Below are 24,468 nucleotides of genomic sequence, written 5' to 3' on the forward strand. Positions count from 1 at the left end.
CGTGTCACCCTGTCTGGCATGACACTAGTGGGAGCAGCGGAGACGACCGCGTGGATCGGGATACCGGTCTCGCGCATCCCCGGACCCCTCGAACCGGACGAGGCCGACCTGCTCGGCAGAGCCCGTGACGGCGACCGTGAGGCGGCGCACCGGCTGGGCCGGCTGTGCGCGGAGCGCGACGACCGCCTGGGCGCCCGGCACTGGTGGGAGCGGGCGGCTCAGGCGGGCAACGTCGACAGCGCCTACAACCTGGGGCTCTGGCACCGGATGCACGGCACGACCGAGGAGGCCGTCGGCTGGTTCGAGGCCGCGGCGGCCACCGGAGACACGGACGCCGCGACCAACCTCGCCTCGTTACTGCTGGAGCGGCGCGGCGACGCGGCCGGGGCGCGGCTGTGGTTCGAGCGGGCGGCCGAGAACGGTTCCCGGCACGCGGCCCGGCGGCTGGCCCTGCTGTGCGAGGACCAGGGCGACGGCATGGGCGCCCGGCGCTGGCACTTCAGGGCGGCCCTCGACGGCGACCTGCGGTCCGCCCACGACCTCGGCTTCCTCGGCTACACGGCGGGCGACGAGGCCGAGGCGTCGCACTGGTGGGAGTACGCGGCGCGCGGCGGCCACGCGGAGGCCGCCTATCACCTGGCCCTGCTTCTGCACACGGCCCGCGACGAGAAGGGCGCGGAGGGGTTCTACCGGCTCTCCGCCCGGGCCGACCACCCCGGCGCCGCCTTCCGGCTGGGCGACCTCGCGCTCAGACGCGGCGACCCGCGTACGGCGCTCGCCTGCTTCGAGCGGGCCGCGCACACGGGCAGCCAGGAGGCGTCCCGGATGGCAGGGCTGGTCTGCCTGCGGCTGGACGACCGCCTCTCGGCGGCGCACTGGTTCGGGCGGTCCGCGGCGGACGACCCCGAGGCGGCGTACCGGTTCGGGTCGCTGCTCGTCTCGGAGCACAACGACCTGAAGGGCGCGCGGCACTGGTTCCGGCGGGCGGCCGAACGCGGTCACCAGGCCGCCCAGGCGGAGCTGCGGAAGGTGCTGCCCCTCACCGGCGGCTGTGTGGAGACCGAGGGCTGCCTGCTGGACCCGCCCCCGCCGTACTGGACCCGCCCTGCCGAGCCGGAGCAGGCGGCACGCGCCGAGCTGGCGGTGGCGGCCGCTCGCAGGCGCGGCGACGCCGCGGCCGAACCCGCCGCACTGGTGGAGATCCTCGGCACCTGGGATCTGGTCGCCCGCGAGTCGCTCAGCCGCGGCCTGCCGGACGTCCCGGCCGGAGGCCCGGTTGATGGCCCGGTCGGTGGCCCGGTCGGTGGCCCGGTCGGTGGCCCGGTCGGTGGCCCGGTTGACGGCATGGTCGGCGGCGCGACCGGTGGCATGGTGGAGTTGCTGGCCCGCACGACCGGGCTGCACCTGGCCGCCATCGAGCATCTCGGGCTGGTCCGCGCCACCCTGCTGCGGCCCGGCACGGCTCCCTGGCCCACTCCCGCCGAGGTCGAGCACGTCCTCGGCACCGCGCGGGACCTGCGCAGCCACTTCGGGCTGCGCTGACCTCTTATCCGCCGGCCACCCGGCACGCTGGTCAGGCGGCGATGACGTCCGTGACCGGCGTGTACGACAGGCCGTGGGCGACCGCGACCGGCTCGTTGGTCAGCACCCCGGCGTGGGTGTTGAGACCCAGCGCGAGCGCCTCGTCGGCGCGCAGCGCGTCCCGCCAGCCCTTGTCTGCGAGCTTGACGACATAGGGCAGGGTCGCGTTGGTCAGCGCGAAGGTGGAGGTGTTGGCCACCGAGCCCGGCATGTTCGCGACGCAGTAGAAGACCGAGTCGTGCACGCGGAACGTCGGGTCGTCGTGGGTGGTCGGCCGGGAGTCCTCGAAGCATCCGCCCTGGTCGATCGCGATGTCGACGAGCACGGAGCCCGGCTTCATGCGGGAGACGAGCTCGTTGGACACGAGCGTCGGGGCCTTCGCACCCGGGATGAGCACCGCGCCGATGACCAGGTCGGCCTCCAGCACGGCCCGCTCGACGGCGTACTGCGTGGAGACCAGCGTCTTCAGCCGGCCCTGGTAGATGGCGTCGATGAAGCGGAGGCGGTCGATGTTGATGTCGAGGATCGTCACGTCCGCGCCCATGCCGACGGCGATCTGCGCCGCGTTGAGGCCCGAGACTCCGCCGCCGATCACGACGACCTTGGCCGGGGCCACGCCGGGCACGCCGCCGGGAAGCACGCCGCGCCCGCCGTTGAAGCGCATCAGGTTGTACGCGCCGACCTGCGGGGCGAGCCGTCCGGCGACCTCCGACATCGGGGCCAGCAGCGGCAGCGCGTGGCCGGCCTGGACCGTCTCGTACGCGACGGCGGTGGTGCCGGCCGCGAGCAGCGCGTCGGTGCAGGGCCGGGAGGCGGCCAGGTGCAGGTAGGTGAACAGGATCTGGTCCGCGCGGAGCCGGTGGTACTCCTCCTCGATCGGCTCCTTGACCTTGAGGATCATCTCGGACTCGGCCCACACCTCGTCGGCGCTCTCGACGAGCTTGGCGCCGACCGACAGGTACTCCTCGTCGGTGATGTGGGAACCGAGACCGGCGCCGCGCTGGACGCTGACCTCGTGTCCGTGACGGACGAGCTCGTGGACGCCGGCCGGGGTGGCGGCGACGCGGTATTCGTGGTTCTTGACCTCGGCGGGCACGCCGATCTTCATGGGATATGTCCTTTCGGGCGGTCACTCGTCACGGTCGCCCCCTACCCGGCCGTACGAGCTTGATGGTCTAAAGGCGGGCCCACGCCTCGGTGAGCACCGAACGGAGGATCGACTCGATCTCGTCGAACTCCTTGGGGCCGCAGATCAGCGGCGGGGCGAGCTGCACGACCGGGTCCCCACGGTCGTCCGCCCGGCAGTACAAACCGGCGTCGAAGAGCGCCTTCGAGAGGAAGCCGCGCAGCAGGCGCTCCGACTCCTCGACGTTGAAGGTCTGCTTGGTGGACTTGTCCTTGACCAGCTCGATCCCGTAGAAGAAGCCGGAGCCGCGGACGTCGCCGACGATCGGCAGGTCCCGCAGCCGGTCGAGAGTGGCCCTGAAGACCGGCTCGTTGGCCGTGACGTGATCGAGCAGGCCGTCCCGCTCGAAGATGTCGAGGTTGGCCAGGGCGACGGCGGCCGACACCGGGTGACCGCCGAAGGTGTAGCCGTGCGCGAAGGTCTCGTTGCCGTGCTTGAACGGCTCGAACAGCCGCTCCGAGACGATCATCGCCCCGATGGGCGAGTAACCGCTGGTCAGACCCTTGGCGCAGGTGATGATGTCCGGCACGTAGTCGAACTTCTGGCCGCCGAACATCGTGCCCAGCCGGCCGAAGGCGCAGATGACCTCGTCCGAGACGAGCAGCACGTCATGGGTGTCGCAGATCTCCCGCAGGCGCTGGAAGTATCCGGGGGGCGGCGGGAAGCAGCCGCCGGCGTTCTGCACCGGCTCGACGAAGACGGCGGCCACGGTGTCCGGGCCCTCCATCTCGATGGCCTTGCCGATCTGGTCGGCGGCCCAGCGGCCGAACGCCTCGGGGTCCTTGTCCAGGCCGGGGAAGCCGGAGATCTCGTCGGCGCGGTAGAGGTTCGTGTTGGGGGCCTTGATCGCGCCGGGGACCAGCGGCTCGAAGATCTGCTTGAGCGCCGGGATGCCGGTGATCGACAACGCGCCCTGGGGGGTGCCGTGGTAGGCGATGGACCGGCTGACGACCTTGGTCTTCAGCGGCTTGCCCTTGATCTTGAAGTACTGCTTGGCGAGCTTCCAGGCCGACTCGACGGCCTCGCCGCCGCCGGTGGTGAAGAAGACGCGGTTGAGGTCGCCGGGGGTGAGCTCGGCGAGCCGGGCGGCGAGCTCGGCGGCCTGGGGATGCGCGTACGACCACAGCGGGAAGAACGCCAGCTCCTTGGCCTGCTTCGCGGCGGCCTCGGCGAGCTCGGCGCGGCCGTGCCCGACCTGGACCACGAACAGCCCGGCCAGGCCGTCGAGATAGCGCTTGCCGTGGATGTCGTAGACGTAGGCCCCCTCGCCCCGCACGATCATGGGCACCTCCCCTCCCTCGTAGGAGGAGTGGCGCGTGAAGTGCATCCACAGATTGTCCTGTGCGGCCTTGAGAACGTCGGGGCGCGTCATCGCAACCTTCCCTGAGGTGATCCTTGCTGTCCACAGTGTGCACGCCACATCCGCGTTTTGCCAAGTGATTACGTGGCTTCACTATGCAAGAAGTTCGGATTCCGCGACATCGTGTTGTAACGGCAACGAAATCCGTCAAGGTAGATTGAGGCCGTCGAGACGTCGGCGGAGGGCCGGCGGGCCGTGTGGTCAAATGGGGTCCATCGGTCGGCCGTAACGACCGAAACCACGCACATCGGGAGAACGCCGTGACACCTGAGGAGATCGAGCACGCCGTCGACGCGGGCATGCCGCAGACGGTCGAGGACCTCAAGCGCCTGGCCGCCATCCCGTCCGTCGCGTTTCCCGGCCACGCCGAGGCCCCGGTCCTGGAGGCCGCGGCGCTCGTGGAGCGCCTGCTGCGCGCGGCCGGTCTCCCCCACGTCAGGCAGATTCCGGTCGAGGGCAGCTTCCCCGCCGTGTTCGCCGAGGCGCCCGCCCCCGACGGCGCTCCGACCGTGCTGCTCTACGCCCACTACGACGTGCAGCCCTCGGGCGACCTCGCGCTGTGGCGCACCCCGCCGTTCGAGCCCACGATCGTCGACGGAGTGATGTACGGCCGCGGCGTCGCCGACGACAAGAGCGGAGTCATCACGCACGTCGCCGCGCTGCGCGCCTTCGGCGGCCGGTTCCCGGTCGGCGTGAAGGTCATCGTGGAGGGCCAGGAGGAGTACGCCGGGGAGCGCCTGGAGGCCTTCGTCGCGGCCAACCCCGAACTGCTGCGCGCGGACGCCATGGTCATCGCCGACGTCGGCAACCCCGAGGTGGGCGAGCCCGCCCTCACGACCTCGCTGCGGGGCATGGCCGCGTTCACGATCGAGGTGCGCACGCTCGCCGAGGCCCTGCACAGCGGCGCCTTCGGCGGCGCCGCCCCTGACGCGCTGGCCGCGCTCATGCGCATGCTGAGCGCCATGCACGACGACAACGGCGTCGTACGCGTGCCGGGCCTGGAGTCCGGCGCCTTCCCCGGCGAGACACTGCCGGAGGAGGAGTTCCGCGCCCTCGCCGGCGTGCTCGACGGCGTCTCGCTCGTCGGTGACGGCTCACTCGCCGACCGCCTGTGGGCGTCGTACGCGATCACGGTGACCGGGCTGGACGTGCCGACGGTGAGCGGCGCGATCAACGCGGTCCAGGCCGTCGCCCGGGCCCGCGTCACGCTTCGCATCCCGGCGAGCGGGAGCGCCCAGCAGGCGCTGGACGACGTGACGGCCTTCCTGGATAAGGTCGCGCCCTGGGGAGTCAAGGTCTCCTTCGGCGACTTCGTCATCGGCTCCGGATTCCAGATCGAACCGGGCGGCCCGGCCATGAACGCCGCCGAGCGGGCGCTGGAGCGGGCGTTCGGCCGCCCGCCGCGGCAGGTCGGCCAGGGCGGGTCGATCCCGCTGGTCGCGGCCCTCGCCCGGCAGTTCCCCACGGCCGAGATCCTGCTGTACGGGGCGGAGGACGACGGCGCCTCCATCCACGCCCCGAACGAGCGGGTGGTGCTGGAGGAGCTGCGGCGGACCATCACCACCGAGGCCCTCTTCCTCGCCGACTACGGCGGCTGGCACGGCGCTTCCTGACCACGGCGCTTCCTGACCACGGCGCTTCCTGACCGACCACGGACGGGAGGGCCCGGCGGCTGGAGGGGGGCCGCCGGGCCTTCCGTCTGCTCACACGTGTTCCTCACACGTGCGCGGACGTCCTACTGGTAGTGGATGTCGGAGGCGCTGTAGAGGCAGTTCGTCCCGTCGGCGCCGCTGCCGATCTCCGTGGGCTCGCTGCCCTTGGGGACGCCCTTGTACTTCAGGCAGACGATCATCTTGTGGTTCGGGTCGTTCTTGATCGTGATGTTCGAGAAGCGCGCGGTGTCGCCCCAGTTGGTGTTGATGCCCGCGAGCGCCTTGCCGGGGTAGGTCGCCACGATGTTCGACATCTGCACGTGTCGCTGGTAGGAGTTCGTGCAGTTGCCGCAGGCCCGGTAGAGCTTGCCGAAGTTGTCCACCTGGAAGTTCCTGATGACCATGGTGCCCGGCCCGTTGTGCTGGAACACCTTGTCGGAGGCGCTTCTGGCGCCGCCGCCGTCGATGGTCATGACCTGCGACGACGAGCTGCCCAGCAGGGTCGCGGCGTCCTCGCCGACGTCCTCCCACCAGACGTTCTGCAGGGTGCAGCTGCCCAGGCAGTGGATGCCGTCGGCGCCGGGAGACCCGATGACCACGTTTTTGAGCGTCGCGCCGTTGGCCAGCTCGAAGATCGGCTTCTGGCTCTCGCTCTGCCCGCCGTCACCCATGGCGCCGCTCGCGTAGTAGCGCCTCAGGTTGCCGTCCACCGTGCCGGAGACGCTGATCGTGCTGGTGACCGCCTGCGATCCGTTCGGGCTCGGCCAGCCGGACGGCGGCGTCGGGTTGCTTGTGGGGGTGGACGTCGGGGTGCTGGTGGGCGTGCCGGTGGAGCCGGTGGGCTGGAGGGCCCACTGTTTGGTGGCGACGGAGTCGCAGGAGTTCTGCTGGACGAGGGCGCCGGAGGAGGTGCTGTTGTCCTTGGTGTTCAGGCACTTGTCGCTGTTGGCGTTGACGACCTGGTAGTTGGCTCCGGAGGCGGTGAGTTGCCAGGTCTGGGAGGTGGCGCCGGTGCAGGTTTCCTGTTGGACGGCTTTGCCGGCGGAGGTGGAGGCGCCGGTGACGCCGGCGCATTTGCCGCTGTTGCCGGCGGTGAGGCGGACGCCGCTGCTCTGGGCGGCGAGGGTCCAGGTCTGGTTGCTCGCGCCGGTGCAGGCGGAGACGGTGAGTTGTACGCCGTCGGAGCCGCTGGCGCCGGGGACGGTGAGGCACAGGCCGCTGGCGCCGTTGACGATCCGGTAGGCGCCGCTGGTGGGCGCGGCAGTGGAGACGCCGGTGAAGACGCCGCCGACCAGGGCGACGACCCCCGCGACAGCGCCGATCACCCCGGCTCCGGTTCTGGTGCTCCTTCTCAAGGCCGCTCCTCGCAGGTCGCGCAGGACCCCTGACCGAGGCGAATGGCGGCCGCCATCCCTGGTCCCGCTGAGGAAATTCATGAATGTGAACTACATTCATGAATCAGAACTGACTTCAAGCTACGGAGCGTGTGGATACGGGTCAATGCGTTGCACCGGGCATTTCACCGTCCGCTCCGGCCGCCCGCGGGTCTGACCAGGTGAGAGCCGAAGTGCCGCGGCCATCTCGGTGAAATTTTCATGAAACACACGTGTGACGCTCCCGGCGGGCGCACCCCCGAAACGACCACCGGCCGCCGTCGTGGACACGACGGCGGCCGGCGGGTGAAAGGGCTCAGCGCGCGCCGGCGCCGGCCGTGACGACCGACTTGACGCTCGACGGGGTGTCGAGGGAGTAGGAGTAGGGGATGGAGGCCACGCTGCCGCCGGCGTCCCCACTTCCCGAGCCGACCAGGTAGTTGTTGCGCGCCACGAGGTTGCCCGGGGCCGACGACCCCTCACCGCGGTGGTAGGGATCCTGCACGTTCTCGAAGTAGTTGCCCTCGACCAGCACACCCGCCTCCACGGTGGAGGCGACGCCGTACCCGCTGTTGCGGTTGTAGTAGTTGTTGAAGACGTGCACCGGGTTGCCGAAACGCACGCGCGGATGCCGCTGGGTGGTCCCGTCGAACCAGTTGTGGTGGTAGGTCACCCGAAGGTGCCCGCGGTCCTCCGCGCCGTTGTCGTCGCTGTGGCCGAGCAGCATCGTCTTGTCGTGGTTGAAGAGGCGGTTCCACGACACGGTCACGAAGTCGCTGGCGCGCTTGACGTCGATGGCGCCGTCGTAGCCGTGCGACAGCGTGTTGTGGTCGATCCACACGTTGGTCGAGTACTGCACGTTGATCGCGTCGTCGTCCCAGTCCCGGAAGATCAGGTTCCGGATGATCACGTTCTTGGCCTGCGACACGTTCAGGCCGCAGCCGACGATCGTGGCCCCGGAGGCGCCGACGATCGTCTTGTTCGACCCCACCTTGAGCATTCCCGAGCACGAGATCGTGCCGGACACTCGGACCACGGAGGCGGTGGTCCCCTGGATCGCGCTCGTCAGGGCCGAGGCGCTGCTGACCGTGACCGTGCCCGCGTTCCCGCCGCCGGTGGTTCCGCCGTTCTGGGTGGCCCAGCCGACCAGGCCGGTGGTGTTGCCGCCCGGGGTCTGGGACGGACTGGGCGACGGGCTGGGCGACGGGCTGGGTGACGGGCTGGGTGACGGGGTACGCGACGGGGAGGGCTGGCCGGACGGCGATCCGGTGACCCCGCCGGTGCAGGACACTCCGTTGAGGGTGAACGCGGTGGGCACGGGGTTGGACGAGCCCGAGGTCCCCTGGAAGCCGATCGAGGTGCTGCCACCGGTGCCGATCGATCCGTTGTAGGAGAGGTTGGTCGCGGTGACACCGGTGCCGCTCTGCGCGAACGTGGCGCCCCAGCCGCTGCTTACTGTCTGGCCGGCCCCGAAAGACCAGCCGAGGGTCCAGCTGGACAGCGGGTCGCCGAGGTTGGTGATCGCGATGTTCGCGACGAAGCCGCCTTCCCACTGCGAGGCGACCGTGTAGTCGACCCGGCAGCCTGAGGCGGCGTTCGCCGCGGAGGAGGTCACCCCGACGAGCCCGGCGGTGGCCGCGGCCAACGCGGTGACCGCTCCAAGTAACGCCGCGTGATGTCTGCGTACGGACATCTTCTTGTCCCCTTCCGACACAAGGGTGATGAGGACACCGGTCCGGTCGACCGGCGTTCGAGCAGGCAGCGCCGAGGTGAGGCGCGCGGAGCTCGGCAGCGACCTCGTTCGGCTACATGGATGCGGTTTACATACGGGTGGTGGTGGCGTGAACGTAACCACGAGGACGGGACGGGTCAACGAAGCGCTTCGACACCGCGGCCGTGTCCCGCGAACTGCCTGACAGGAGGCCTCACCGGCCGGATCATGCACCTGAAAGTTACAGTTCGGGGCGATTCACCTCGGGAACATGACCGCGGTGTTAGCTGGGCGAGATGATCGGCAACTAAGGTGATCCGCCGTTCGTCGGGATTAATACCGGTATCCCGTTGATATGGAGGAGATCCGTGTATCCCCCACCCCAGCAGAAGCGCCGCCGCAGCGTGGCCCCGTTCATCGTCGCGGTCATCGTGGCGGGAGCGCTCATCGTCGGCCTGAAGACGGTGTTCGGCGGGATGCCCGACGTCGGGAAAGCCTTCCGCGGCGACGCGGGCGGTGACTCGGCCGGGCGCGCCTGCGGGGACGACGGGATCACTTTGACCATCTCCGCCTCCAGCGACAAGGCCGAACTGCTGCGCGAGATGGCCAAGGGGTACAACGGCCACGAGGTGGACGGCCGGTGCGTGGACGTCGTCGTGAGCTCCAAGGCGTCCGGTGACGCGATGCAGGCGCTGGCGCGCGGCTGGAACGCGCGCCAGGACGGGCCGAAGCCGGACGTGTGGACGCCCGCGTCCGCCGGGTGGGTCGCCCTCCTGCGGCACCGCGTCGAGGGCGGCGACCAGAAGTCGCCGGCCTCCGCCGACAACCCCACGATCGCCAAGTCTCCGCTGGTCATCGCGATGCCCAAGCCGATGGCGCAGGCGCTCGGCTGGCCGTCGAAGAAGATCGGCTGGTCGGACGTCCTCGCCCTCGCGAACAACCCGAAGGGGTGGGCGAAGTACGACCATCCCGAGTGGGGCCGGTTCCGCCTCGGCAAGACGAACCCGAACTTCTCCACCTCGGGCCTCAACGCGACGGTCGGGGCCTACTTCGCCGCCACCGGGCTGTCGGGCGACCTCACGGAGCGGGACGTCACCGGCGCGAAGGCCCGTGACTTCGTCAAGGGCGTCGAGCGGTCCATCGTGCACTACGGCGACACCACGCTGACCTTCCTGACGAACCTCCAGCGCGCCGACGACGCGGGAACCGCGATGTCCTACATCTCCGCGGTGACCGTGGAGGAGAAGTCGGTCTGGGACTACAACCAGGGCAACCCGACCGGCGACCCGAAGACGCTCGGCGACCACGCGAAGCCCAAGGTCCCGCTGGTGGCGATCTATCCCAAGGAGGGCACGCTCTTCTCCGACCATCCGTACGCCGTGCTGTCCTGGGCGGACGCGGCGAAGAAGGCCGCGGCGGCCGACTTCCTGAAGTACCTGCGGGAGTCCGACCAGCAGAAGGAGTTCGCGAAGTACGCGTTCCGGTCGTTCGACGGCAAGCCGACCGGCCACATCACGGCCGCCGACGGCCTCGACCCCAAGCAGCCGGCGACCACGCTGAGCACTCCGACCCCGCAGGTGCTCGACCGGATGCTGCGGAGCTGGGCGGAGCTGCGCAAGCCCGCCAACGTGCTGATGGTGATGGACGTCTCCGGCTCGATGGGCGCCGACGTCGCCGGCACCGGCAAGACCAAGCTCGACCTCGCCAAGCAGGCCGCGGTCAACGCGCTGCCGCAGTTCGGCCCGAACGACCGGGTCGGCCTGTGGATGTTCTCCCTCAAGCAGGACGGCGAGAAGGACTACCGCGAGCTCGTGCCCATGGGCAGGAACAACCAGTCGCACCTCAAGAGCCGCATCGAGGGCCTGATCCCCAACGGCGGCACGGGCCTGTACGACACCGCCCTCGCGTCGTACCAGGAGGTGCTGCGGCACCAGAGCGGCGACGCCATCAACGCGGTCGTTTTCCTGACCGACGGCAAGAACGAGGACAACAACTCGATCTCCCTCGACGACCTGCTGCCGCAGCTGCGCCAGGAGACCGGGCAGGACACGGTGCGCATGTTCACCATCGCGTACGGCGCCGACGCCGATCTCGACGTGCTGCGGCGCATCTCGCAGAGCACCGACGCGGCGGCCTACGATTCCCGCAAGCCCGTGAGCATCGACCAGGTGTTCACCGCCGTCATCTCCAACTTCTGAACGACCTCCGACTTCCAGAACGGGAGCCCCCTTGTCCCGCTTCACCGAGGAACTGCGCGACCCCTGGGCGCTGCTCCTGGGCGCCACGGCCGCGGGCGCGGCCTGGGCGGTCGACGTCCATCCGGCGGGGGCGGCCGTCGCCGGCGTGGCGGTGTGGCTCACCAAGGCCTTCGCCTCCGCGTGGCAGTCCACGGGAGACGAGGGCCGTACCGATCCACCCGAGCCGAAGGGGCCGCCGGTCGCCCGCGGCAGCGCGGAGGAGGCCTCGCTGCGGCGGGCCGAGCGCGCCGCCGGGTCGTTCGCCGACCTGACCGCCTCCATGCGCGGGCAGATCCTGCTCGACCGGATCGCGGACATGCGCCCGCAGGTGGACGACACGGTCGGCACGTTGCGGCGGCTCGCCGGGCACGCCTCCGTCACCGGGTCCGCCCTCGCCCGCTTCGACCCCCGTTTCCTCGATCAGGAGCGCGCGCGGCTCACGCAGGCCCGCCGTACGGCCCGGGAGGAGGTCGCGGGCGAGCTCGACCGGTCGATCGCCGCGCTGGACGCGCAGCGTGAGGTGTACGGACGGCTGTCGGGCGCGCGGGAACGGGTGCTCGCCCGGCTGGAGTCCGGCGCCATCAGCCTGGAGGGCCTGGTCGCGCGGGCCGTCGAGATCTCCGCCATGACCGCGACCTCCGGCGGCGCGGACGGCGGGGGCCAGGCCCTGCACGACCTGACGACCGAGCTCGAACTCACCCGGCAGAGCCTGCACGAGGTCGAGGAGGCGACCCGCCGCGACCTCGGCCCCTGAAGACGCTCTGACCGGCACTCAGAGGGCGGCGAGGAGGCGGGCGAGCTCGGCCGGGCCGGCGTTGCCGCCCGTGCAGACGACGGCGACCCGCCGCCCGGCGAACTCCTCTCGCCGGGCCAGCAGCCCGGCGAGGGCGGCCGCTCCCGCTCCCTCGGCGAGCGTGTGGGCCTCGCCGAGCAGCATCCGCTGGGCCCGCAGGATGTCGTCATCGCTGACCAGGACGAAGTCGTCCAGCCTGTCCCGCATCACGGCCTGGGGCGTCGCGAACGCCGAGCCGGTGGCGAGCCCCTCCACGACGGTCTTGACCGGCCTGTTCACCAGGGCGTTCAGCCGCCACGAGTCGTGCGCGGCGGGGGCCTGCGCCGACTGGACGGCGATCACCCGGCAGCCGGGCGCGAGCGCGGCGGCGGCCAGGCACGCCGCGGCGGCTCCGGTGCCGCTGCCGACCGGCACGAACACGGCGTCGAGGTCCGGCCGGGCGGCGAACATCTCGGCGTAGAGCGTGCCGACCCCGGCGATGATGTCCGGCTCGTCGGCCGGGCCGATCAGCCTGCGCCCGGTGCGCCCGGCGAGATCGCGGGCGTGCCCGGCGGTCTCGACCATCGTCGCGCCCCGCACCTCGACGGTCGCTCCGAGCGCCTCGACCGCCGCCACCTTGGCCGGGTTCGGGTTCTCCGGCATCAGCACCGCGCAGGGCACGCCGTACAGGCGGGACGCGTACGCGATCGACTGGGCGTGGTTGCCGGTGGAGTACGTGACGACCCCGCGACCGCGGTCGGCCATCCGGGCGAGCAGCGTGATGCCGCCACGCACCTTGAACGCGCCCGTAGGCTGCACGTTCTCGTGCTTGACGAACACCTCCGCGCCGACCGCGGCGTCGAGCACCGGATAGGACCACATGGGCGTCTCGGGGAGATGGTGGGCGATGAGCCGCCGAGCGTCCAGAATGTCGCGAATGCCTGTCATGCGTACCAGCGTGGCCGGGCACTGGTAGATACGTCCAACTGAAGTGTTCGAGGAAACCGATAGACATGGTTGATAGATGACGATCGACGTCGTACGGCTGCGTGTCCTCGTCGCGGTGGCCCGGGCGGGCACGGTGACGGCGGCGGCCCGCGAGCTGCACTACTCGCAGCCGTCGGTGAGCCACCATCTCGCCCGGCTGGAGGCGGAGACGGGCGCGAAGCTGGTACAGCGGGTGGGCCGCGGCCTCCGCCTGACCGAGGCGGGCCGCCTCCTCGCCGAGCGCGGCGCCGAGATCCTCGGCCGCCTTGACGCGGCATCCGCCGAGCTGTCCGCGCACGTAGGGCTGCGGGCCGGGCGCGTACGGCTGGCCGCGTTCCCCTCGGCCCTCGGCACGTTCGTCCCCGCCGCCGCCGCGCGGCTCGCGAAGGAGCATCCCGGGCTGGACCTGCGCCTCATGGAGGCCGAGCCGCCCGAGGCGCTACGCCTGCTGCGGTCGGGCGAGGTCGACGTGGCCGTCGTCTTCCGGTACGGCGGGGCCGGCCCCGAGGACGACGGCGTCCGGCTGGTCCCGCTGCTCGACGACCCGAGCCTCCTGGTGACCGCCGCCGGAAACGACCGGGCCGCGGATCTGGCGGCGTACGCCGGAGCCCCCTGGATCGCGGGCTGCGAGCGGTGCCGCGCCCACCTGCTCGCGCTGTGCGCCGAGGCGGGCTTCGAGCCGCGCGTCTCGTTCACGACGGACGACTACGTGGCCGTGCAGGCGATGGTCGCGGCCGGGCTGGGCGTGGCGGTCCTCCCCCGGCTGGCGCTGTCGGCCCATCGCCATCCCGGCGTGCTGACCTCCGAACTGCCGGGCCCGGCCCGCCACGTCCACGCGGCGACGTACGGCGAGCCGCCCGACCCGCCCGCCACGGCCGCCCTGGTCGCCGCCCTGCTCCGGGCTCAGCTCGGCGCGGGCGAGGGCGCCGGCGACGGCGTCGGGCCGTCGTTGTCGAGTTCGGTGGCGCTCCAGACGGCGGTCCCGGTGCCGGGCAGCTGACTGATCTTCGACAGGAACGTGGCGGTGCCGTTCGACGAGTCGGCGTCCTCCTCCGCGAAGACGAGGAGGGTCTGCCAGGTGCTCCACGTGTCCGCGGGGAAGAGCAGCCGGGGGCCGATCCGCAGATCGGAGTCACCGGACAGCGGCTCGCTGTCGACGGTCACCCAGCCGTACGACGGCCGCCCGCTGAGCCGCACGTGGATGACCGCCGAGCCGCCCTCGGGCACGGCGACGTGCGACGGCGAGACGATGACGCCCGGCGTGGGGGTGACTGTGGGGGTCGGCGACGGGCTCCACGAGGAGGCGGAAACCGTCCTCTGGGCGGCGACGGCCGCACCCGGACCGGCGAGCCCGGCCGCGGCGGACGCCGTGGCCACGACGGCCGCGAGAACGACCGAACGACGCAGGCGGGCGGGGGCGAGTCGCATCGACACCTCCACGAGGAAGACGCAGGACCATCCGGCGGTGCCCTCAGCGTCGTTTCTTCTGCGCCGCATGTACAGGAATCACGGCCGCGCGCCCTCGTCCCATCGGCCGCCCGGTGCGCCGCCGGCCCGGCCCACCAGGGCGAACGCCGCCCGACCCGGCCGCCGCCGGCCGGGCGACCCCGTCGCGGACCGGTGAAAGATTCAGCCGGCCCGGCGAAACTCCGCCGCGGCGTTCGGGCCTTCCGCACAGGCGGCGGCGAGTTCGTCCAGAGACAGGCCCAGCGCGGAGGCGAGGGCGGCGACCGTGAAGAAGGCCGGGGTCGGCGCGCGGCCGGTCTCGATCTTGCGCAGCGTCTCCGCCGACAGCCCGGCCGCCGCGGCGACCTCGATCATGCTGCGTTCGCCGCGCGCCTGCCGGAGCAGGGCGCCGAACCGCTCCCCCCGCTGCCGTTCCTCGGGGGTCAGGGGCACTCTCACCATGACCGTGATACTAATACCGGTATAAGTATTGGTGCCACTTGGAGGGTGCGTCATGGTGGAGATCAAGACCGACGCCGCGCTGGACGCGATGCGGGAGGCGGGGCGCGTCGTCGCCCGCGCGCTCGACGCCGCACGCCGGACCGCCGCCGTCGGGATGCGGCTCAGGGAGCTGGACGAGACGGCGCGGGAGGTGCTGCGCGAGGCGGGGGCGCGGTCGCCCTTCCTCGGCTACCGGCCGCACTTCGCGCCGACCCCGTTCCCCGCGGTGATCTGCGTGTCCGTCAACGACGCCATCGTGCACGGCGTCCCCGGCGACTACCGGCTGCGTGACGGCGACGTCGTCGGCGTGGACTGCGGGGCGGAACTGGACGGCTGGACGGCCGACGCCGCCGTCACCTTCGTCGTCGGCACTCCGCGCACCGGCGACGTGGAGTTGATCGACACGACCCGGCGGGCGCTCGACGCGGGGATCGCCGCCGCGACGGTCGGCAACCGCATCGGGGACATCTCCGCGGCGATCGACGCGGTCGCCCGCGACGCCGGGTACGGCATGCCGAGGGACTTCGGCGGCCACGGCATCGGCCGCCGGATGCACGAGGATCCGCCGGTGCCCAACCACGGCCGCCCCGGGCGGGGATATCCGCTGCGGCACGGTCTGGCGCTGGCCATCGAGCCGATGTTCATCGCCGGCGGCCGGGACGGCTATCTCACCGGGGCGGACGGCTGGACGTTGCACACCACCGACGGGAGCCGGGCCGCCCACATGGAGCACACGATCGCGATCACCGAGGACGGCCCCCGGGTGCTCACCCTGCTCTGACCGGGTGCGCTGACCGGCTGCTCTGATCGGCTGCTCCGACCCGGGTGCGCCGACGAAAATCGGGATGCCCGCGCGGGGGCGGCGTCCGTACGATCCGAGCATGCCTACCCTGCCCACACTCGCCCTCTTCGCCGCCGCCACGCTCGCGCTGCTCGTGGTGCCGGGACCGGCCGTGCTCTACATCGTCACCCGCAGCGTCGCCCAGGGCCGCGGAGCGGGGCTGGTGTCGGTGCTCGGCGTCCACGCGGGCTCGCTGGTGCACATCGCCGCCGCGGCGCTCGGGATCACCGCGCTGCTCGCCGCGTCGGCCACGGCGTTCGCCGTCGTCAAGTATCTCGGCGCGGCCTACCTCGTCTATCTGGGCGTCCGCAAGCTGCTGCGACGGCCGGAGACGGAGGCCGCCGAGGTCAGGGTCGCCTCGCGCACCCGCCTGTTCGGGGAGGGGTTCGTGGTCAACGTGCTCAACCCGAAGACCGCGATGTTCTTCCTGGCGTTCCTGCCACAGTTCGTCGATCCCGCGCGCGGCCCCGTGGCGCCGCAGGTGCTGGTGCTCGGGGCCGTCTGGGTGGCGCTCGGCATGGCCAGCGACGGCACGTACGCGCTGCTCGCCTCGGTGCTGGCCGGGCGGCTGCGGTCGTCGGCGCGCGCCCGGCGGCGGCTCGACCGGGGCAGCGGCGTCGTCTACCTCGGTCTCGGCGTCGTCGCCGCCCTGGCCCGCGAAGGCGCCGCGAAGGCCTGACCCGCCGGCCGTACGACCGGGACAGTATGACCGGGACATTTGTACTGCCGGAGTCGGGATCGGCGAATCTGTCCGGCGGCACCGGCGTCCGGGAGGCTTGAGGCGCAGGAAGACACCTGCGCCGACCCCCGGAGGAACCGCGCCGATGACGCAGATCCTGACCTCCCCCGCCCCTCCTGCCGCTTCGAGGGACACCGCTCGGCCGCCGACGGGCAACCTCCGCCGGATGCTCGTCCCGCTGGCGCTGGACGTCGCCGCGCCGATGGCGTGCTACTACGTCCTGCACGGCGCGTTCGGGCTGAGCGAGGTCACCGCGCTCGCGGTGAGCGGGGTGATCCCGGCCGTCCGGGTCGTCACCGGGATCGTCCGCGAGCGGACCCTGAACGGCATGGCCGCGCTGACGCTCGTGGTCAACGTGGCGGGCATCGCGCTGAGCTTCCTCACCGGCGACGCCCGCATGATGATCGCCAAGGACTCCGGTCTCAGCGGCGTGCTCAGCCTGGCGATCATGCTCTCGGCGTTCACCGGGCGGCCGGTGATGACCGCGGGCATGCGGGTGTTCGTCACCAAGGGGAACGCGGCGAAGGAGGCGACCTGGGAGCGGCTCGCGGAGGGCTCGGCCCGGTTCCGCCGGGCCGAGCGGAGGTTCAGCGCCATCTGGGGCGGCGTGCTGTTCGCCGAGTGCGTGGTCCGGCTGGCCGGCGCGTTCACGCTGCCGGTCTCCACCATGGTCTGGCTGTCCAACGTGCTGCTGGTCGCCGCCATCGCGCTGGGGCTCGTGCTCGCCGGCGCGTTCGGTTCCGGGCCGATCATGATGATGGTCAACGCCGAGGCGAAGGGCGAGCGATGAGAGGCAGGGGCATCACCTACGACACCGGCTTCCTCCCGGGCGGGCGCAGCTCCCCTGCGAGCTGACCACGGGGGAACTCGCGCCGTGCTTCGCCGAGTGCGCCGAGCGGGCGGCACGGCGAGCAGGTGGCCGTCACCGAGTCCGGCACGTGCGCCTACACAGGGGCAGGCGCACGTGGCGGCATGGCGTCGCCGCCGCCTACGCCGCCTGACCGCGGCTGCCCTGGATCATGGCGTGGGTGCCGCTGGTGCGCCAAGAGCGGCCGGTCGCGTCCAGTTCGGTCGCGGTGCGCTCGGGCACGCCGACGAGCGCGTCCGACTTCAGCGTGCGGAGCGCGACGACCGGCCCGGGGAAGTAGCCGGTGACCGCGGCGAACGGGGTGGCCGGGGGCCACATCCGGTCGCCGGTCAGCCTGCGGTAGTTCAGGTCGCCCTTCATGATCGTGAGGTCGGCCGCCGCGAACTCGCCGCGCAGGTCGCCCGGCATGTCCTCGTACGGCAGCGGGGCGCACGCGAACGGATGCGCCCGCGGCGTGAGCCGTCCGTCCTCCGTAGCCGCCCAGAGCCGGGCGCCGGCCTCCCCCGCCCGGCCGGGGGCCGCGGCGAGCCGCCGCAGGCAGGCGAGCACGTCGGACGGCGTGGCGTCGGACACGAAGTAGGGAACCGGCTTGACGTGCAGCGCGACCTCGCTCGCCAGGCCGTGGGCGAGGAGGTGGTCGGCCAGCAGGAGATCGGGCAGCAGCTCCCGCCCCGCGTTGTCGGCGACCAGGCAGATCCGCGCCGGAGCGAGGCCGCCGAGCAGCGCCCACAGCAGCGGGCCGTCGTCCACGACCAGGCCCGTGGCCCGCTCGCGGCCGCCTCCGGCCGTACCCGTGGCGCTGTGGGAGAGGTCCGCGCGGTTGCCCCAGAGCGAGCCGAGCAGGAGCGCCTCGGCCCGCTCGTCCGGGGACAGCGCGGCGGTCTCGTCGAGCGCGGCGAGCTCTCCGTCCACGTCCGGCCCGTCGAGCTCGGCCTGCTTCAGGGGCCCGAACGGATCGACCCCCCGCCACGGGCCGTCGCCGAAGTATCCGGTGGCCTCCAGCAACTTTCGGTAGAAATAACTCTCGGCCCACAGGAACGGCGCGTCGACCCAGCGCCCGCCGATCTTGCCCCGGCCCCACTCGGCCCAGGCGGCGCCGTCGTGCGCGGACGGCTCCAGCGGCTCCATGACGTCGCGCTCGACCTCGCCGAGGAGCCGGTCGAGCGCGCGCCGCCGGTCCGGCGTGTACGGCAACGCCTCCCTGACCTGCTTGATCAGGACGGGATGCCGCTCCCGGAACACGCTCAGCGCGTACGAGCCCGGGACGTTGCCGAGGATCGGCGCGGCGGCCGGCGTCTCGTCCCGGGCAGCGTCCAGGTCATGGCTCATCCGGCGTCTCCCCCGCTCGTGACACTCACCCGTCAGTAAAGCGCAGGGCGTCGCACCTGCCGCACCGCCCCCTCCGCTCACACGTTAAAGTCAAATTTCATGACAATGTGGGATTGCGGCCATACCACTGTCGCCGTAGTTTCCCGGTATGGATCTGGAGATCCGCCACCTCAGAATCGTGCACGCGGTAGCCGAAGCCGGGAGCGTCACGAAGGCGGCCACCCGCCTCGGCCTCGCCCAACCATCCCTCACCGCCCAGCTCAAACGCATCGAACGCTCACTCGGGGGGCCGCTGTTCGAACGCGACCGCAACGGCGCACGCCCCACTCCCCTCGGTGAGATGGTGCTGGCCCGCGCGCGGGTGCTGCTGCCCGCCGTACGCGACCTCCAGGAGGACGCCGTACGGTTCGCCAACACGTCGGTCAAGCTCCCCGGCTACCGGCTCGGCGCCACGCACGGCCCCATACTCGGCGGGCTCGTCGAGCGGCTGACCGCGGTGCAGCCCGGAATCCCGATCACCACCCGCACCTCCTGGTCGGCCGACGAGCTGACCGGGCTGGCCGTGGCCGGGCGGCTCGACTTCGTGCTCCTCGGCAGGTGCGGCGACAGCCCTCCGCCCGCGGCCGACGCGATGAGCTGGACCACGGTGGGCATGGACCCGGTCTTCGTGCTCCTGGGCGAGGACCACCCCCTCGCCGGGGAGAAGGAACTGGAGCTGTCCCGCCTCGCCGACGAGCGCTGGGTGGTGGCCCCCGGCGACGGATGCTTCTCCGACTGCTTCGCCACCGCCTGCTCGCGTGCCGGGTTCGTGCCCGAGTCGATCTACGAGACGGACGTGGGCACCTGCCTGCACCTGGTCGGGGTCGGCAAGGCCGTCGCCCTGTGCCAGGCCACGTTCCAGCTCACGTCCGGGCTCGTGATGATGCCGCTGGCCGGCGCGCCGCTGGGCTGGCGGCACCTGCTCGGCTGGCACTCGGGCTCGATCGGCTCGCGCGCCGCCCCCGCGGTGGCGGCCCACGCGCGGGCCGCCTACGCCGACGCCGTACGGCGCAGCGCGCGCTACGCGGACTGGCTGGTCACCAACCCCGATTACGGCGCCGTACCGTGACTCCCGGTGACTCTTCTTGGACGGAGCGAGCTTTCCATAACGCCGTGATAGGGGCGAACTGATAGATCCGCATTGCGTGGATGGTCGGTTACGTTGACGGCACCCCCCGAAGACAAGGAGAGCCCCACATGCTCCGCAGACGCACGGTAATCGCCGGATGCGCCCTGGCCGTCACGGCCCTCGCCACGGTCGCCACCCCGGCCATGGCCGAGCCGAGCAACTCCTCCGCCTCTTCCTCCGCCGCACCGTCGCCCGGCATGATCGAGGCGATGCAGCGCGACCTCGGGCTCAGCGCCGACCAGGCGAACGCCCGTCTGGCCAACGAGGCCAAGGCCATGAACACCGACGCCAAGGTCCGGGCCACGCTCGGCGAGGCCTACGCCGGATCCTGGGTCTCGGGCGTCACCTCCGACAGCCTGATCGTCGCCACCACCGACGCCTCGAAGGCGGGCGCCATCCTCTCCGCGGGCGCGCAGCCGACGATCGTCGCCCGCAACCTGGCCGCTCTCGACGCCGCCGAGGCCGCGCTGGACAAGGCCGCCGCCGGCGCGCCCGCCTCCGCCGCGTCCCTCTGGTACGTCGACGTGCGCACCAACAGCGTGGTCGTACTGGCCTCCGACACCGCCGCGGCCGAGAAGCTCGTCGCGGCCAGCGGCGTCGACAAGTCGGCCGTACGGGTCGAGCGGTCGAGCGAGGCGCCGCAGACCTTCTACGACGTCCGCGGCGGCGACGCCTACTACATCGGCAGCTCGGCCCGCTGCTCGATCGGCTTCTCCGTCCGCAAGGGCACCACGCCCGGGTTCGTGGACGCCGGGCACTGCGCCACCGTCGGAAGCACCGTGTACGGCTACAACCACGTCCTCATGGGCACCTTCCAGGGCTACTCGTTCCCCGGCAACGACTACTCCTGGGCGTCGGTCAACAGCAACTGGACCGTCAGGCCCTGGGTGAACAACTACAGCGGCGGCAACGTCGTCGTGAAGGGCTCGTCCGTGGCCGCCGTCGGGTCCTCGATCTGCCGGTCCGGCTCGACCACCGGCTGGCACTGCGGCAGCGTCCAGCAGCTCAACGCCAGCGTCCGCTACTCGCAGGGCACGGTCAGCGGCCTGACCCGCACCAACGTCTGCGCCGAGCCCGGCGACTCCGGCGGCTCGTTCATCTCGGGCAGCCAGGCCCAGGGCGTGACCTCCGGCGGCTCCGGCAACTGCTCCAGCGGCGGCACCACCTACTTCCAGCCCGTCAACGAGATCCTCTCCGTCTACGGCCTGACCCTGGTCACCGGCTGATCCCTGCCGGCTGACCACCAGTACAAGGAGGCTCCCCCGCCCGACCGGCGGGGGAGCCTTCCCGTCTTTGTCACGCCCTCATAGAGGGCCGCCGCGCCAGACGGGCATCGCCCGCTCGCCGACGGCGACGTCGTACGCCGCACGGGCCAGCAGACGGGTCGAGTCCAGGGTCGGCAGTGGGGAGACCTCGGGCGTGATCAGCAACGGGATCTCGGTGCAGACGAGGGCGACGGCGTCGCAGCCGCGACCGGCCAGCCGTTCGATGACCCGGAGGTACTTTCGGCGTGACGCCTCGCTGATCACGCCGTTCACCAGTTCCGTGAAGACGATCTCGTTGACGAGGTCGCGGTCACCGGCGTCCGGAAGTTCGGCGGCGATCCCGCGGGCGGCGAGCGCACGGGGATACAGCGGGCCGTCCATCGTGTATTTGGTGCCGAGGACGCCGACCCGGGTGCGCCCCTCCGCCGCCGCCTGGTCCGCGACGACCTCGGCGATGTGCAGGCCCGGCAGCGGGAGGTCCGGCCCCGGCGCCTCCAGGGCCATATGAGCGGTGTTGTCCGGGCAGACGAAGAAGTCGGCGCCGGCCCGCGCGAGCCGATCGGCGCTCGTGGCCAGGGTGGCCCGGATGGTCGCGTGGTCCCCCGCCTCCCAGGCGGGCATGCTGTACCCGAAGGCGATGTAATCCAGGGTGACGTCGGGATGCTCGTTGCGGCCGGTCCGGTGGAAACCCTCCTCGCAGAACGTGAGGAAGCAGAGGGCCGCTCCTCCCGTGCTGTGCGCGAGAACGCCGAGATGTCTCACGACTCCTGATCCAGATACTGGGGCCGCTCCGGCCGCATGAGCCAGGCGCCGACGAGGAGGAGCGCGAGGCCGACGATCAGCGAGACCAGCGGGATCGTGGTCTTCAGCAGCGTGATCTGGTTCATGTTGTCCCTGGCCGTGCGGACGAGCGAGCCGACCGTCTCCGGGGTGTAGGTCGCGGTGCCGACGAGGGCGGGTGTGCGCTCGACGCCGTCTTCCGTCTTCAGCACCTCGTGGCGCTTCTGCTCCTGCTTGACCGGCAGGCCGGTTTCGGGCTCGACCCAGAAGGTGGTCGTGCCGTCGTACACGCGCTCGGCCTGCTTGTCCCCCTTCCCCTTCATCCCGAGCACGGTGGCGGGCACCTTGAGCGTGTCGGTGACCGTCGGGGGGATCTCCTGCACGAACCGGTAGACCCGCAGCCCGTCCAGCACCTCCTCACCGGCGAACTCCGCCGGGAAGGCCTGCTTGGCGGCGGGGTTGTAGACGGAGTAGGTCTTCTTCTCGACCCCGAAGGGGAACAGGAAGATCTGCCCCTGCAGCCGCACCGGCGTCTTGTCCACGTTGACCTGGCAGCAGTTCACGCCGGTGCCGTCGTACTTGTTGAAGGCACTGCGGAACAGGCTGAAGGAGATGCCGCGGCGTTCGTTGGTGACGTCGTTGACATTGGTGAACTGGTCCCACACGACGTGGTCGCCTGCTGACTCCTCCGTGTCGCCGCGCGTCGTCACGGTGATGGCGAGGTTCCCGGTGAGGACCTTCATGTCGGCGACGCTGAAGTAGCGGGCGTTCGGCGCGCTCAGTTCGGTCGTGCTGTCCTGGTCCGCGGGCGCGTGCACGAGCCGGTCCGCCGCCCAGAAGCGGAGGAGCGGCGCCAGCACGACGAAGAACACCCCCAGCGCGAGGAGAACGAGTCCACCGGTCCGTCTCATCAAGTCCTCCGGGATCTCCCCAGTACGGCCTGGAACCTGTTATGCCGAATTGGTCTGGTTGGCCCGCGTATCGTAGTGCGGGCTCGTGACCGCCGCCAAGAACACGTTCTAACGAGTGACGCCTGGCTGAGATACAGTGTGCCGATCGTACGCCTATGTGCCGGAGTGATCAGCTTTGACCGCCACACAGGTCGACCTCGGCACGCCGGCGGGACCGGTCCCCGGCGACGGCGGTCATCTGAACTCCCTCGACGGAATCCGCGCGGTCGCCGCGCTGCTCGTGCTGACGCTGCACGTCGCCTCGGTGACCGGGGAGATGTACGGCGACTCGGAGTTCTCCTGGCTCGTCGCCCACGGCGACGTGGGCGTCGCGATCTTCTTTGTGCTCTCCGGCCTGCTTCTCTACCGCCCCTGGGCGGCCGCCCTCTTCGGCGCGGGGCGACGCCCCGGCACCCGCGTCTACCTGTGGCGGCGTGCGCTCCGCGTGCTTCCGGCCTACTGGGTGGCGGTGACCGCCGGGCTCGTCCTGTTCCACTCCGCGCGGCTGGGCTCGGTGCGGACGTGGGTCGAATGGCTCGGCCTGCTCTCGATCTACGATCCCGACCCGTGGTGGACCGGAACCGGCCCCGAGGGGCTCTACCAGATGTGGACCCTCCCGGTGGAGGCGACCTTCTATCTGGCGCTTCCGCTGATCGGCGCGGGAGTCGCGTTCCTCGCGGCGCTCCGGGGCGGTGACGTGAACCGGAGGGGTTCTCGCGCCCTGCTCGCGCTCGCCCTCCTCGGCTCGGTCTCGTTCGCCTACATCGCCGCGACCTTCTGGCCCACGTGGAAGCCGATGATGGGCCTGCACCTGCCGCGCTACCTGCTGTGGTTCGCCCTGGGCATGGCCGTCTCCCTGCTCGCCGCCTGGGCGAAGGCGCAGCCGGCCGGCCGGGTGGGCGTGCTGTGCCGCACGCTGGGCTCCTCCGCCGGCGCCTGCTGGCTGATCTCCGCACTGACCTTCGTCGTCGCGAGCACAGAGTTGACCGGCCCCAGGACCCTGAGCGGAGACACGTTCTGGGCCTCCTGCTTCAAGACCGCCCTCTACGGCGTCACGGCGGTCTTCCTCGTCGCGCCCCTGGCCCTCTCGGACGGCCGGCCGGGCTTCGCCGACCGGGCCCTCGGCAACCCGGTCATGCGCTTCCTCGGCCGTGTCTCCTACAGCCTGTTCCTGTGGCATGTGCTGGTGATCGCCGTCCTCTACCGGCTCGCCGACATGAAGCCCCTAACGGGCGGGTTCTGGCCGGTGCTGCTCGTGGTCGTGCCCCTCTCGGTCCTGGTCGCCACCCTGAGCCACTTCCTCGTCGAGGAGCCCGCCCGGCGGCTCGGCCGACGTCTCGGCCCCGGCCGACGTCTTGGCCCCGGCCGTAGCGAGCGCGACCAGCAGCGCCGCGACAACGGGCAGGCAGAGCAGTTGCGCGGCCCGCTGCTGCCAGGAGTCGCCCCACGAGAGGGTCGCCAGCACCCCGGCGGGCACGAGCAGTGACACCACCGGCAGTGGTGAGCGCAGGAGACGGCCGAGCGCCGGTCCGCCCCACAGGGCGGCGAGGACGCACCCGGTGACCACCGCGAGACCCGCGGGACCGGCGATCCACCACCCCGCCAGGGCCGCGACCGGAGCCAGCAGCCGCCGGTCCACGGCCGCCGCCCGGGTCCGTACGGCCCGCGGGGCGCGCAGGCGGACCGGACGCGTCGCGAGGAACGCCACCAGGAGCAGACCGG

General features: G+C 71.6%; 21 protein-coding genes. 11 read left to right on the top strand and 10 right to left on the bottom strand.

What is annotated here, in order from left to right; all coding sequences use genetic code 11:
• The first annotated feature begins 18 nt into the window (after positions 1 to 18).
• Entirely contained in the window at positions 19 to 1,542 is a 1,524-nt protein-coding gene (locus F5972_RS00980) for a tetratricopeptide repeat protein (RefSeq protein WP_150930137.1), read from the top strand.
• Between the two features lie 31 nt (positions 1,543 to 1,573).
• Here the strand turns inward: F5972_RS00980 and ald are convergent, their stop codons facing one another.
• Together ald and F5972_RS00990 are read right to left on the bottom strand one after the other, a co-directional pair.
• Positions 1,574 to 2,689 carry an alanine dehydrogenase gene (gene ald / locus F5972_RS00985; RefSeq protein ID WP_150930139.1) on the bottom strand — a complete coding sequence of 372 codons (1,116 nt, stop codon included), beginning with the start codon at positions 2,687 to 2,689 and terminating at the stop codon, positions 1,574 to 1,576.
• A 67-nt stretch (positions 2,690 to 2,756) separates the two neighbouring features.
• Positions 2,757 to 4,139, bottom strand: coding sequence for an aspartate aminotransferase family protein (locus tag F5972_RS00990; protein ID WP_150930141.1), 1,383 nt, complete (start codon positions 4,137 to 4,139; stop codon positions 2,757 to 2,759).
• Between the two features lie 248 nt (positions 4,140 to 4,387).
• Between F5972_RS00990 and F5972_RS00995 the strand changes: the two genes are divergently transcribed.
• Complete coding sequence (locus tag F5972_RS00995; protein ID WP_150930142.1) at positions 4,388 to 5,740, top strand: M20/M25/M40 family metallo-hydrolase; 1,353 nt, start codon at positions 4,388 to 4,390, stop codon at positions 5,738 to 5,740.
• Between the two features lie 122 nt (positions 5,741 to 5,862).
• Here the strand turns inward: F5972_RS00995 and F5972_RS01000 are convergent, their stop codons facing one another.
• Both F5972_RS01000 and F5972_RS01005 read right to left on the bottom strand, forming a co-directional pair.
• Positions 5,863 to 7,134, bottom strand: coding sequence for a pectate lyase (locus F5972_RS01000; protein ID WP_225311073.1), 1,272 nt, complete (start codon positions 7,132 to 7,134; stop codon positions 5,863 to 5,865).
• A 334-nt stretch (positions 7,135 to 7,468) separates the two neighbouring features.
• Complete coding sequence (locus F5972_RS01005; RefSeq protein ID WP_150930146.1) at positions 7,469 to 8,845, bottom strand: pectate lyase family protein; 1,377 nt, start codon at positions 8,843 to 8,845, stop codon at positions 7,469 to 7,471.
• Positions 8,846 to 9,231: 386 nt separating this feature from the next.
• On the opposite strand from F5972_RS01005, the gene F5972_RS01010 reads away from it, so the two are divergent.
• Together F5972_RS01010 and F5972_RS01015 are read left to right on the top strand one after the other, a co-directional pair.
• Entirely contained in the window at positions 9,232 to 11,061 is a 1,830-nt protein-coding gene (locus tag F5972_RS01010; RefSeq protein WP_150930148.1) for a substrate-binding and VWA domain-containing protein, read from the top strand.
• 31 nt (positions 11,062 to 11,092) lie between these two features.
• Positions 11,093 to 11,854: a hypothetical protein gene (locus F5972_RS01015; protein ID WP_150930150.1), complete on the top strand. Its 762-nt coding sequence runs from the start codon at positions 11,093 to 11,095 to the stop codon at positions 11,852 to 11,854.
• A gap of 18 nt (positions 11,855 to 11,872) precedes the next feature.
• Here the strand turns inward: F5972_RS01015 and F5972_RS01020 are convergent, their stop codons facing one another.
• Positions 11,873 to 12,820 carry a threonine ammonia-lyase gene (locus tag F5972_RS01020; protein WP_150930152.1) on the bottom strand — a complete coding sequence of 316 codons (948 nt, stop codon included), beginning with the start codon at positions 12,818 to 12,820 and terminating at the stop codon, positions 11,873 to 11,875.
• Positions 12,821 to 12,896: 76 nt separating this feature from the next.
• On the opposite strand from F5972_RS01020, the gene F5972_RS01025 reads away from it, so the two are divergent.
• Complete coding sequence (locus F5972_RS01025; protein ID WP_150930154.1) at positions 12,897 to 13,859, top strand: LysR family transcriptional regulator; 963 nt, start codon at positions 12,897 to 12,899, stop codon at positions 13,857 to 13,859.
• On the opposite strand, the gene F5972_RS01030 is transcribed toward F5972_RS01025, so the two are convergent.
• A complete protein-coding gene (locus F5972_RS01030) occupies positions 13,763 to 14,356 on the bottom strand; it encodes a hypothetical protein (RefSeq protein WP_150930156.1) in 594 nt (197 codons plus the stop codon). The two genes, F5972_RS01025 and F5972_RS01030, sit on opposite strands and share 97 nt — an antisense overlap.
• A gap of 132 nt (positions 14,357 to 14,488) precedes the next feature.
• Complete coding sequence (locus F5972_RS01035; protein WP_150930158.1) at positions 14,489 to 14,767, bottom strand: helix-turn-helix domain-containing protein; 279 nt, start codon at positions 14,765 to 14,767, stop codon at positions 14,489 to 14,491.
• A 52-nt stretch (positions 14,768 to 14,819) separates the two neighbouring features.
• On the opposite strand from F5972_RS01035, the gene map reads away from it, so the two are divergent.
• The 3 genes from map to F5972_RS01050 all read left to right on the top strand — a co-directional run bounded on the left by map (position 14,820) and on the right by F5972_RS01050 (position 17,176).
• Positions 14,820 to 15,587 (top strand): type I methionyl aminopeptidase, encoded by a 768-nt coding sequence (map, locus tag F5972_RS01040; protein ID WP_150930159.1) that lies wholly within the window; start codon positions 14,820 to 14,822, stop codon positions 15,585 to 15,587.
• A gap of 100 nt (positions 15,588 to 15,687) precedes the next feature.
• Entirely contained in the window at positions 15,688 to 16,326 is a 639-nt protein-coding gene (locus tag F5972_RS01045) for a LysE family translocator (RefSeq protein ID WP_150930161.1), read from the top strand.
• Between the two features lie 145 nt (positions 16,327 to 16,471).
• Complete coding sequence (locus F5972_RS01050; RefSeq protein ID WP_225311074.1) at positions 16,472 to 17,176, top strand: VC0807 family protein; 705 nt, start codon at positions 16,472 to 16,474, stop codon at positions 17,174 to 17,176.
• 198 nt (positions 17,177 to 17,374) lie between these two features.
• On the opposite strand, the gene F5972_RS01055 is transcribed toward F5972_RS01050, so the two are convergent.
• A complete protein-coding gene (locus F5972_RS01055; RefSeq protein ID WP_150930163.1) occupies positions 17,375 to 18,583 on the bottom strand; it encodes a damage-control phosphatase ARMT1 family protein in 1,209 nt (402 codons plus the stop codon).
• A gap of 148 nt (positions 18,584 to 18,731) precedes the next feature.
• On the opposite strand from F5972_RS01055, the gene F5972_RS01060 reads away from it, so the two are divergent.
• Together F5972_RS01060 and F5972_RS01065 are read left to right on the top strand one after the other, a co-directional pair.
• Positions 18,732 to 19,691, top strand: a complete 960-nt coding sequence (locus F5972_RS01060; protein WP_150930164.1) for a LysR family transcriptional regulator — start codon at positions 18,732 to 18,734, stop codon at positions 19,689 to 19,691.
• Between the two features lie 128 nt (positions 19,692 to 19,819).
• Complete coding sequence (locus F5972_RS01065; RefSeq protein WP_150930166.1) at positions 19,820 to 20,977, top strand: S1 family peptidase; 1,158 nt, start codon at positions 19,820 to 19,822, stop codon at positions 20,975 to 20,977.
• A 78-nt stretch (positions 20,978 to 21,055) separates the two neighbouring features.
• On the opposite strand, the gene F5972_RS01070 is transcribed toward F5972_RS01065, so the two are convergent.
• Both F5972_RS01070 and F5972_RS01075 read right to left on the bottom strand, forming a co-directional pair.
• Positions 21,056 to 21,778, bottom strand: a complete 723-nt coding sequence (locus F5972_RS01070; RefSeq protein ID WP_150930168.1) for an aspartate/glutamate racemase family protein — start codon at positions 21,776 to 21,778, stop codon at positions 21,056 to 21,058.
• Positions 21,775 to 22,707, bottom strand: coding sequence for a DUF3068 domain-containing protein (locus F5972_RS01075; RefSeq protein ID WP_150930170.1), 933 nt, complete (start codon positions 22,705 to 22,707; stop codon positions 21,775 to 21,777). Before F5972_RS01075 ends, F5972_RS01070 begins: the two co-directional genes overlap by 4 nt.
• Positions 22,708 to 22,882: 175 nt before the next feature.
• Between F5972_RS01075 and F5972_RS37760 the strand changes: the two genes are divergently transcribed.
• Positions 22,883 to 24,232 carry an acyltransferase family protein gene (locus F5972_RS37760; protein ID WP_150930172.1) on the top strand — a complete coding sequence of 450 codons (1,350 nt, stop codon included), beginning with the start codon at positions 22,883 to 22,885 and terminating at the stop codon, positions 24,230 to 24,232.
• Positions 24,233 to 24,468: the final 236 nt, after the last annotated feature.

Source organism: Microbispora cellulosiformans, assembly GCF_008728085.1.
GTDB lineage: Bacteria > Actinomycetota > Actinomycetes > Streptosporangiales > Streptosporangiaceae > Microbispora > Microbispora amethystogenes.

What these genes read in the sequence shown, in the direction of transcription:
- F5972_RS00980 (WP_150930137.1), top strand. Translation starts at nt 19, where the DNA reads ATGACACTAGTGGGAGCAGCGGAGACGACCGCGTGGATCGGGATACCG.
- ald (WP_150930139.1), bottom strand. Translation starts at nt 2,689, where the DNA reads ATGAAGATCGGCGTGCCCGCCGAGGTCAAGAACCACGAATACCGCGTC.
- F5972_RS00990 (WP_150930141.1), bottom strand. Translation starts at nt 4,139, where the DNA reads ATGACGCGCCCCGACGTTCTCAAGGCCGCACAGGACAATCTGTGGATG.
- F5972_RS01005 (WP_150930146.1), bottom strand. Translation starts at nt 8,845, where the DNA reads ATGTCCGTACGCAGACATCACGCGGCGTTACTTGGAGCGGTCACCGCG.
- F5972_RS01020 (WP_150930152.1), bottom strand. Translation starts at nt 12,820, where the DNA reads ATGACAGGCATTCGCGACATTCTGGACGCTCGGCGGCTCATCGCCCAC.
- F5972_RS01025 (WP_150930154.1), top strand. Translation starts at nt 12,897, where the DNA reads ATGACGATCGACGTCGTACGGCTGCGTGTCCTCGTCGCGGTGGCCCGG.
- F5972_RS01030 (WP_150930156.1), bottom strand. Translation starts at nt 14,356, where the DNA reads ATGCGGCGCAGAAGAAACGACGCTGAGGGCACCGCCGGATGGTCCTGC.
- F5972_RS01035 (WP_150930158.1), bottom strand. Translation starts at nt 14,767, where the DNA reads ATGGTGAGAGTGCCCCTGACCCCCGAGGAACGGCAGCGGGGGGAGCGG.
- map (WP_150930159.1), top strand. Translation starts at nt 14,820, where the DNA reads ATGGTGGAGATCAAGACCGACGCCGCGCTGGACGCGATGCGGGAGGCG.
- F5972_RS01045 (WP_150930161.1), top strand. Translation starts at nt 15,688, where the DNA reads ATGCCTACCCTGCCCACACTCGCCCTCTTCGCCGCCGCCACGCTCGCG.
- F5972_RS01050 (WP_225311074.1), top strand. Translation starts at nt 16,472, where the DNA reads ATGACGCAGATCCTGACCTCCCCCGCCCCTCCTGCCGCTTCGAGGGAC.
- F5972_RS01055 (WP_150930163.1), bottom strand. Translation starts at nt 18,583, where the DNA reads ATGAGCCATGACCTGGACGCTGCCCGGGACGAGACGCCGGCCGCCGCG.
- F5972_RS01060 (WP_150930164.1), top strand. Translation starts at nt 18,732, where the DNA reads ATGGATCTGGAGATCCGCCACCTCAGAATCGTGCACGCGGTAGCCGAA.
- F5972_RS01065 (WP_150930166.1), top strand. Translation starts at nt 19,820, where the DNA reads ATGCTCCGCAGACGCACGGTAATCGCCGGATGCGCCCTGGCCGTCACG.
- F5972_RS01075 (WP_150930170.1), bottom strand. Translation starts at nt 22,707, where the DNA reads ATGAGACGGACCGGTGGACTCGTTCTCCTCGCGCTGGGGGTGTTCTTC.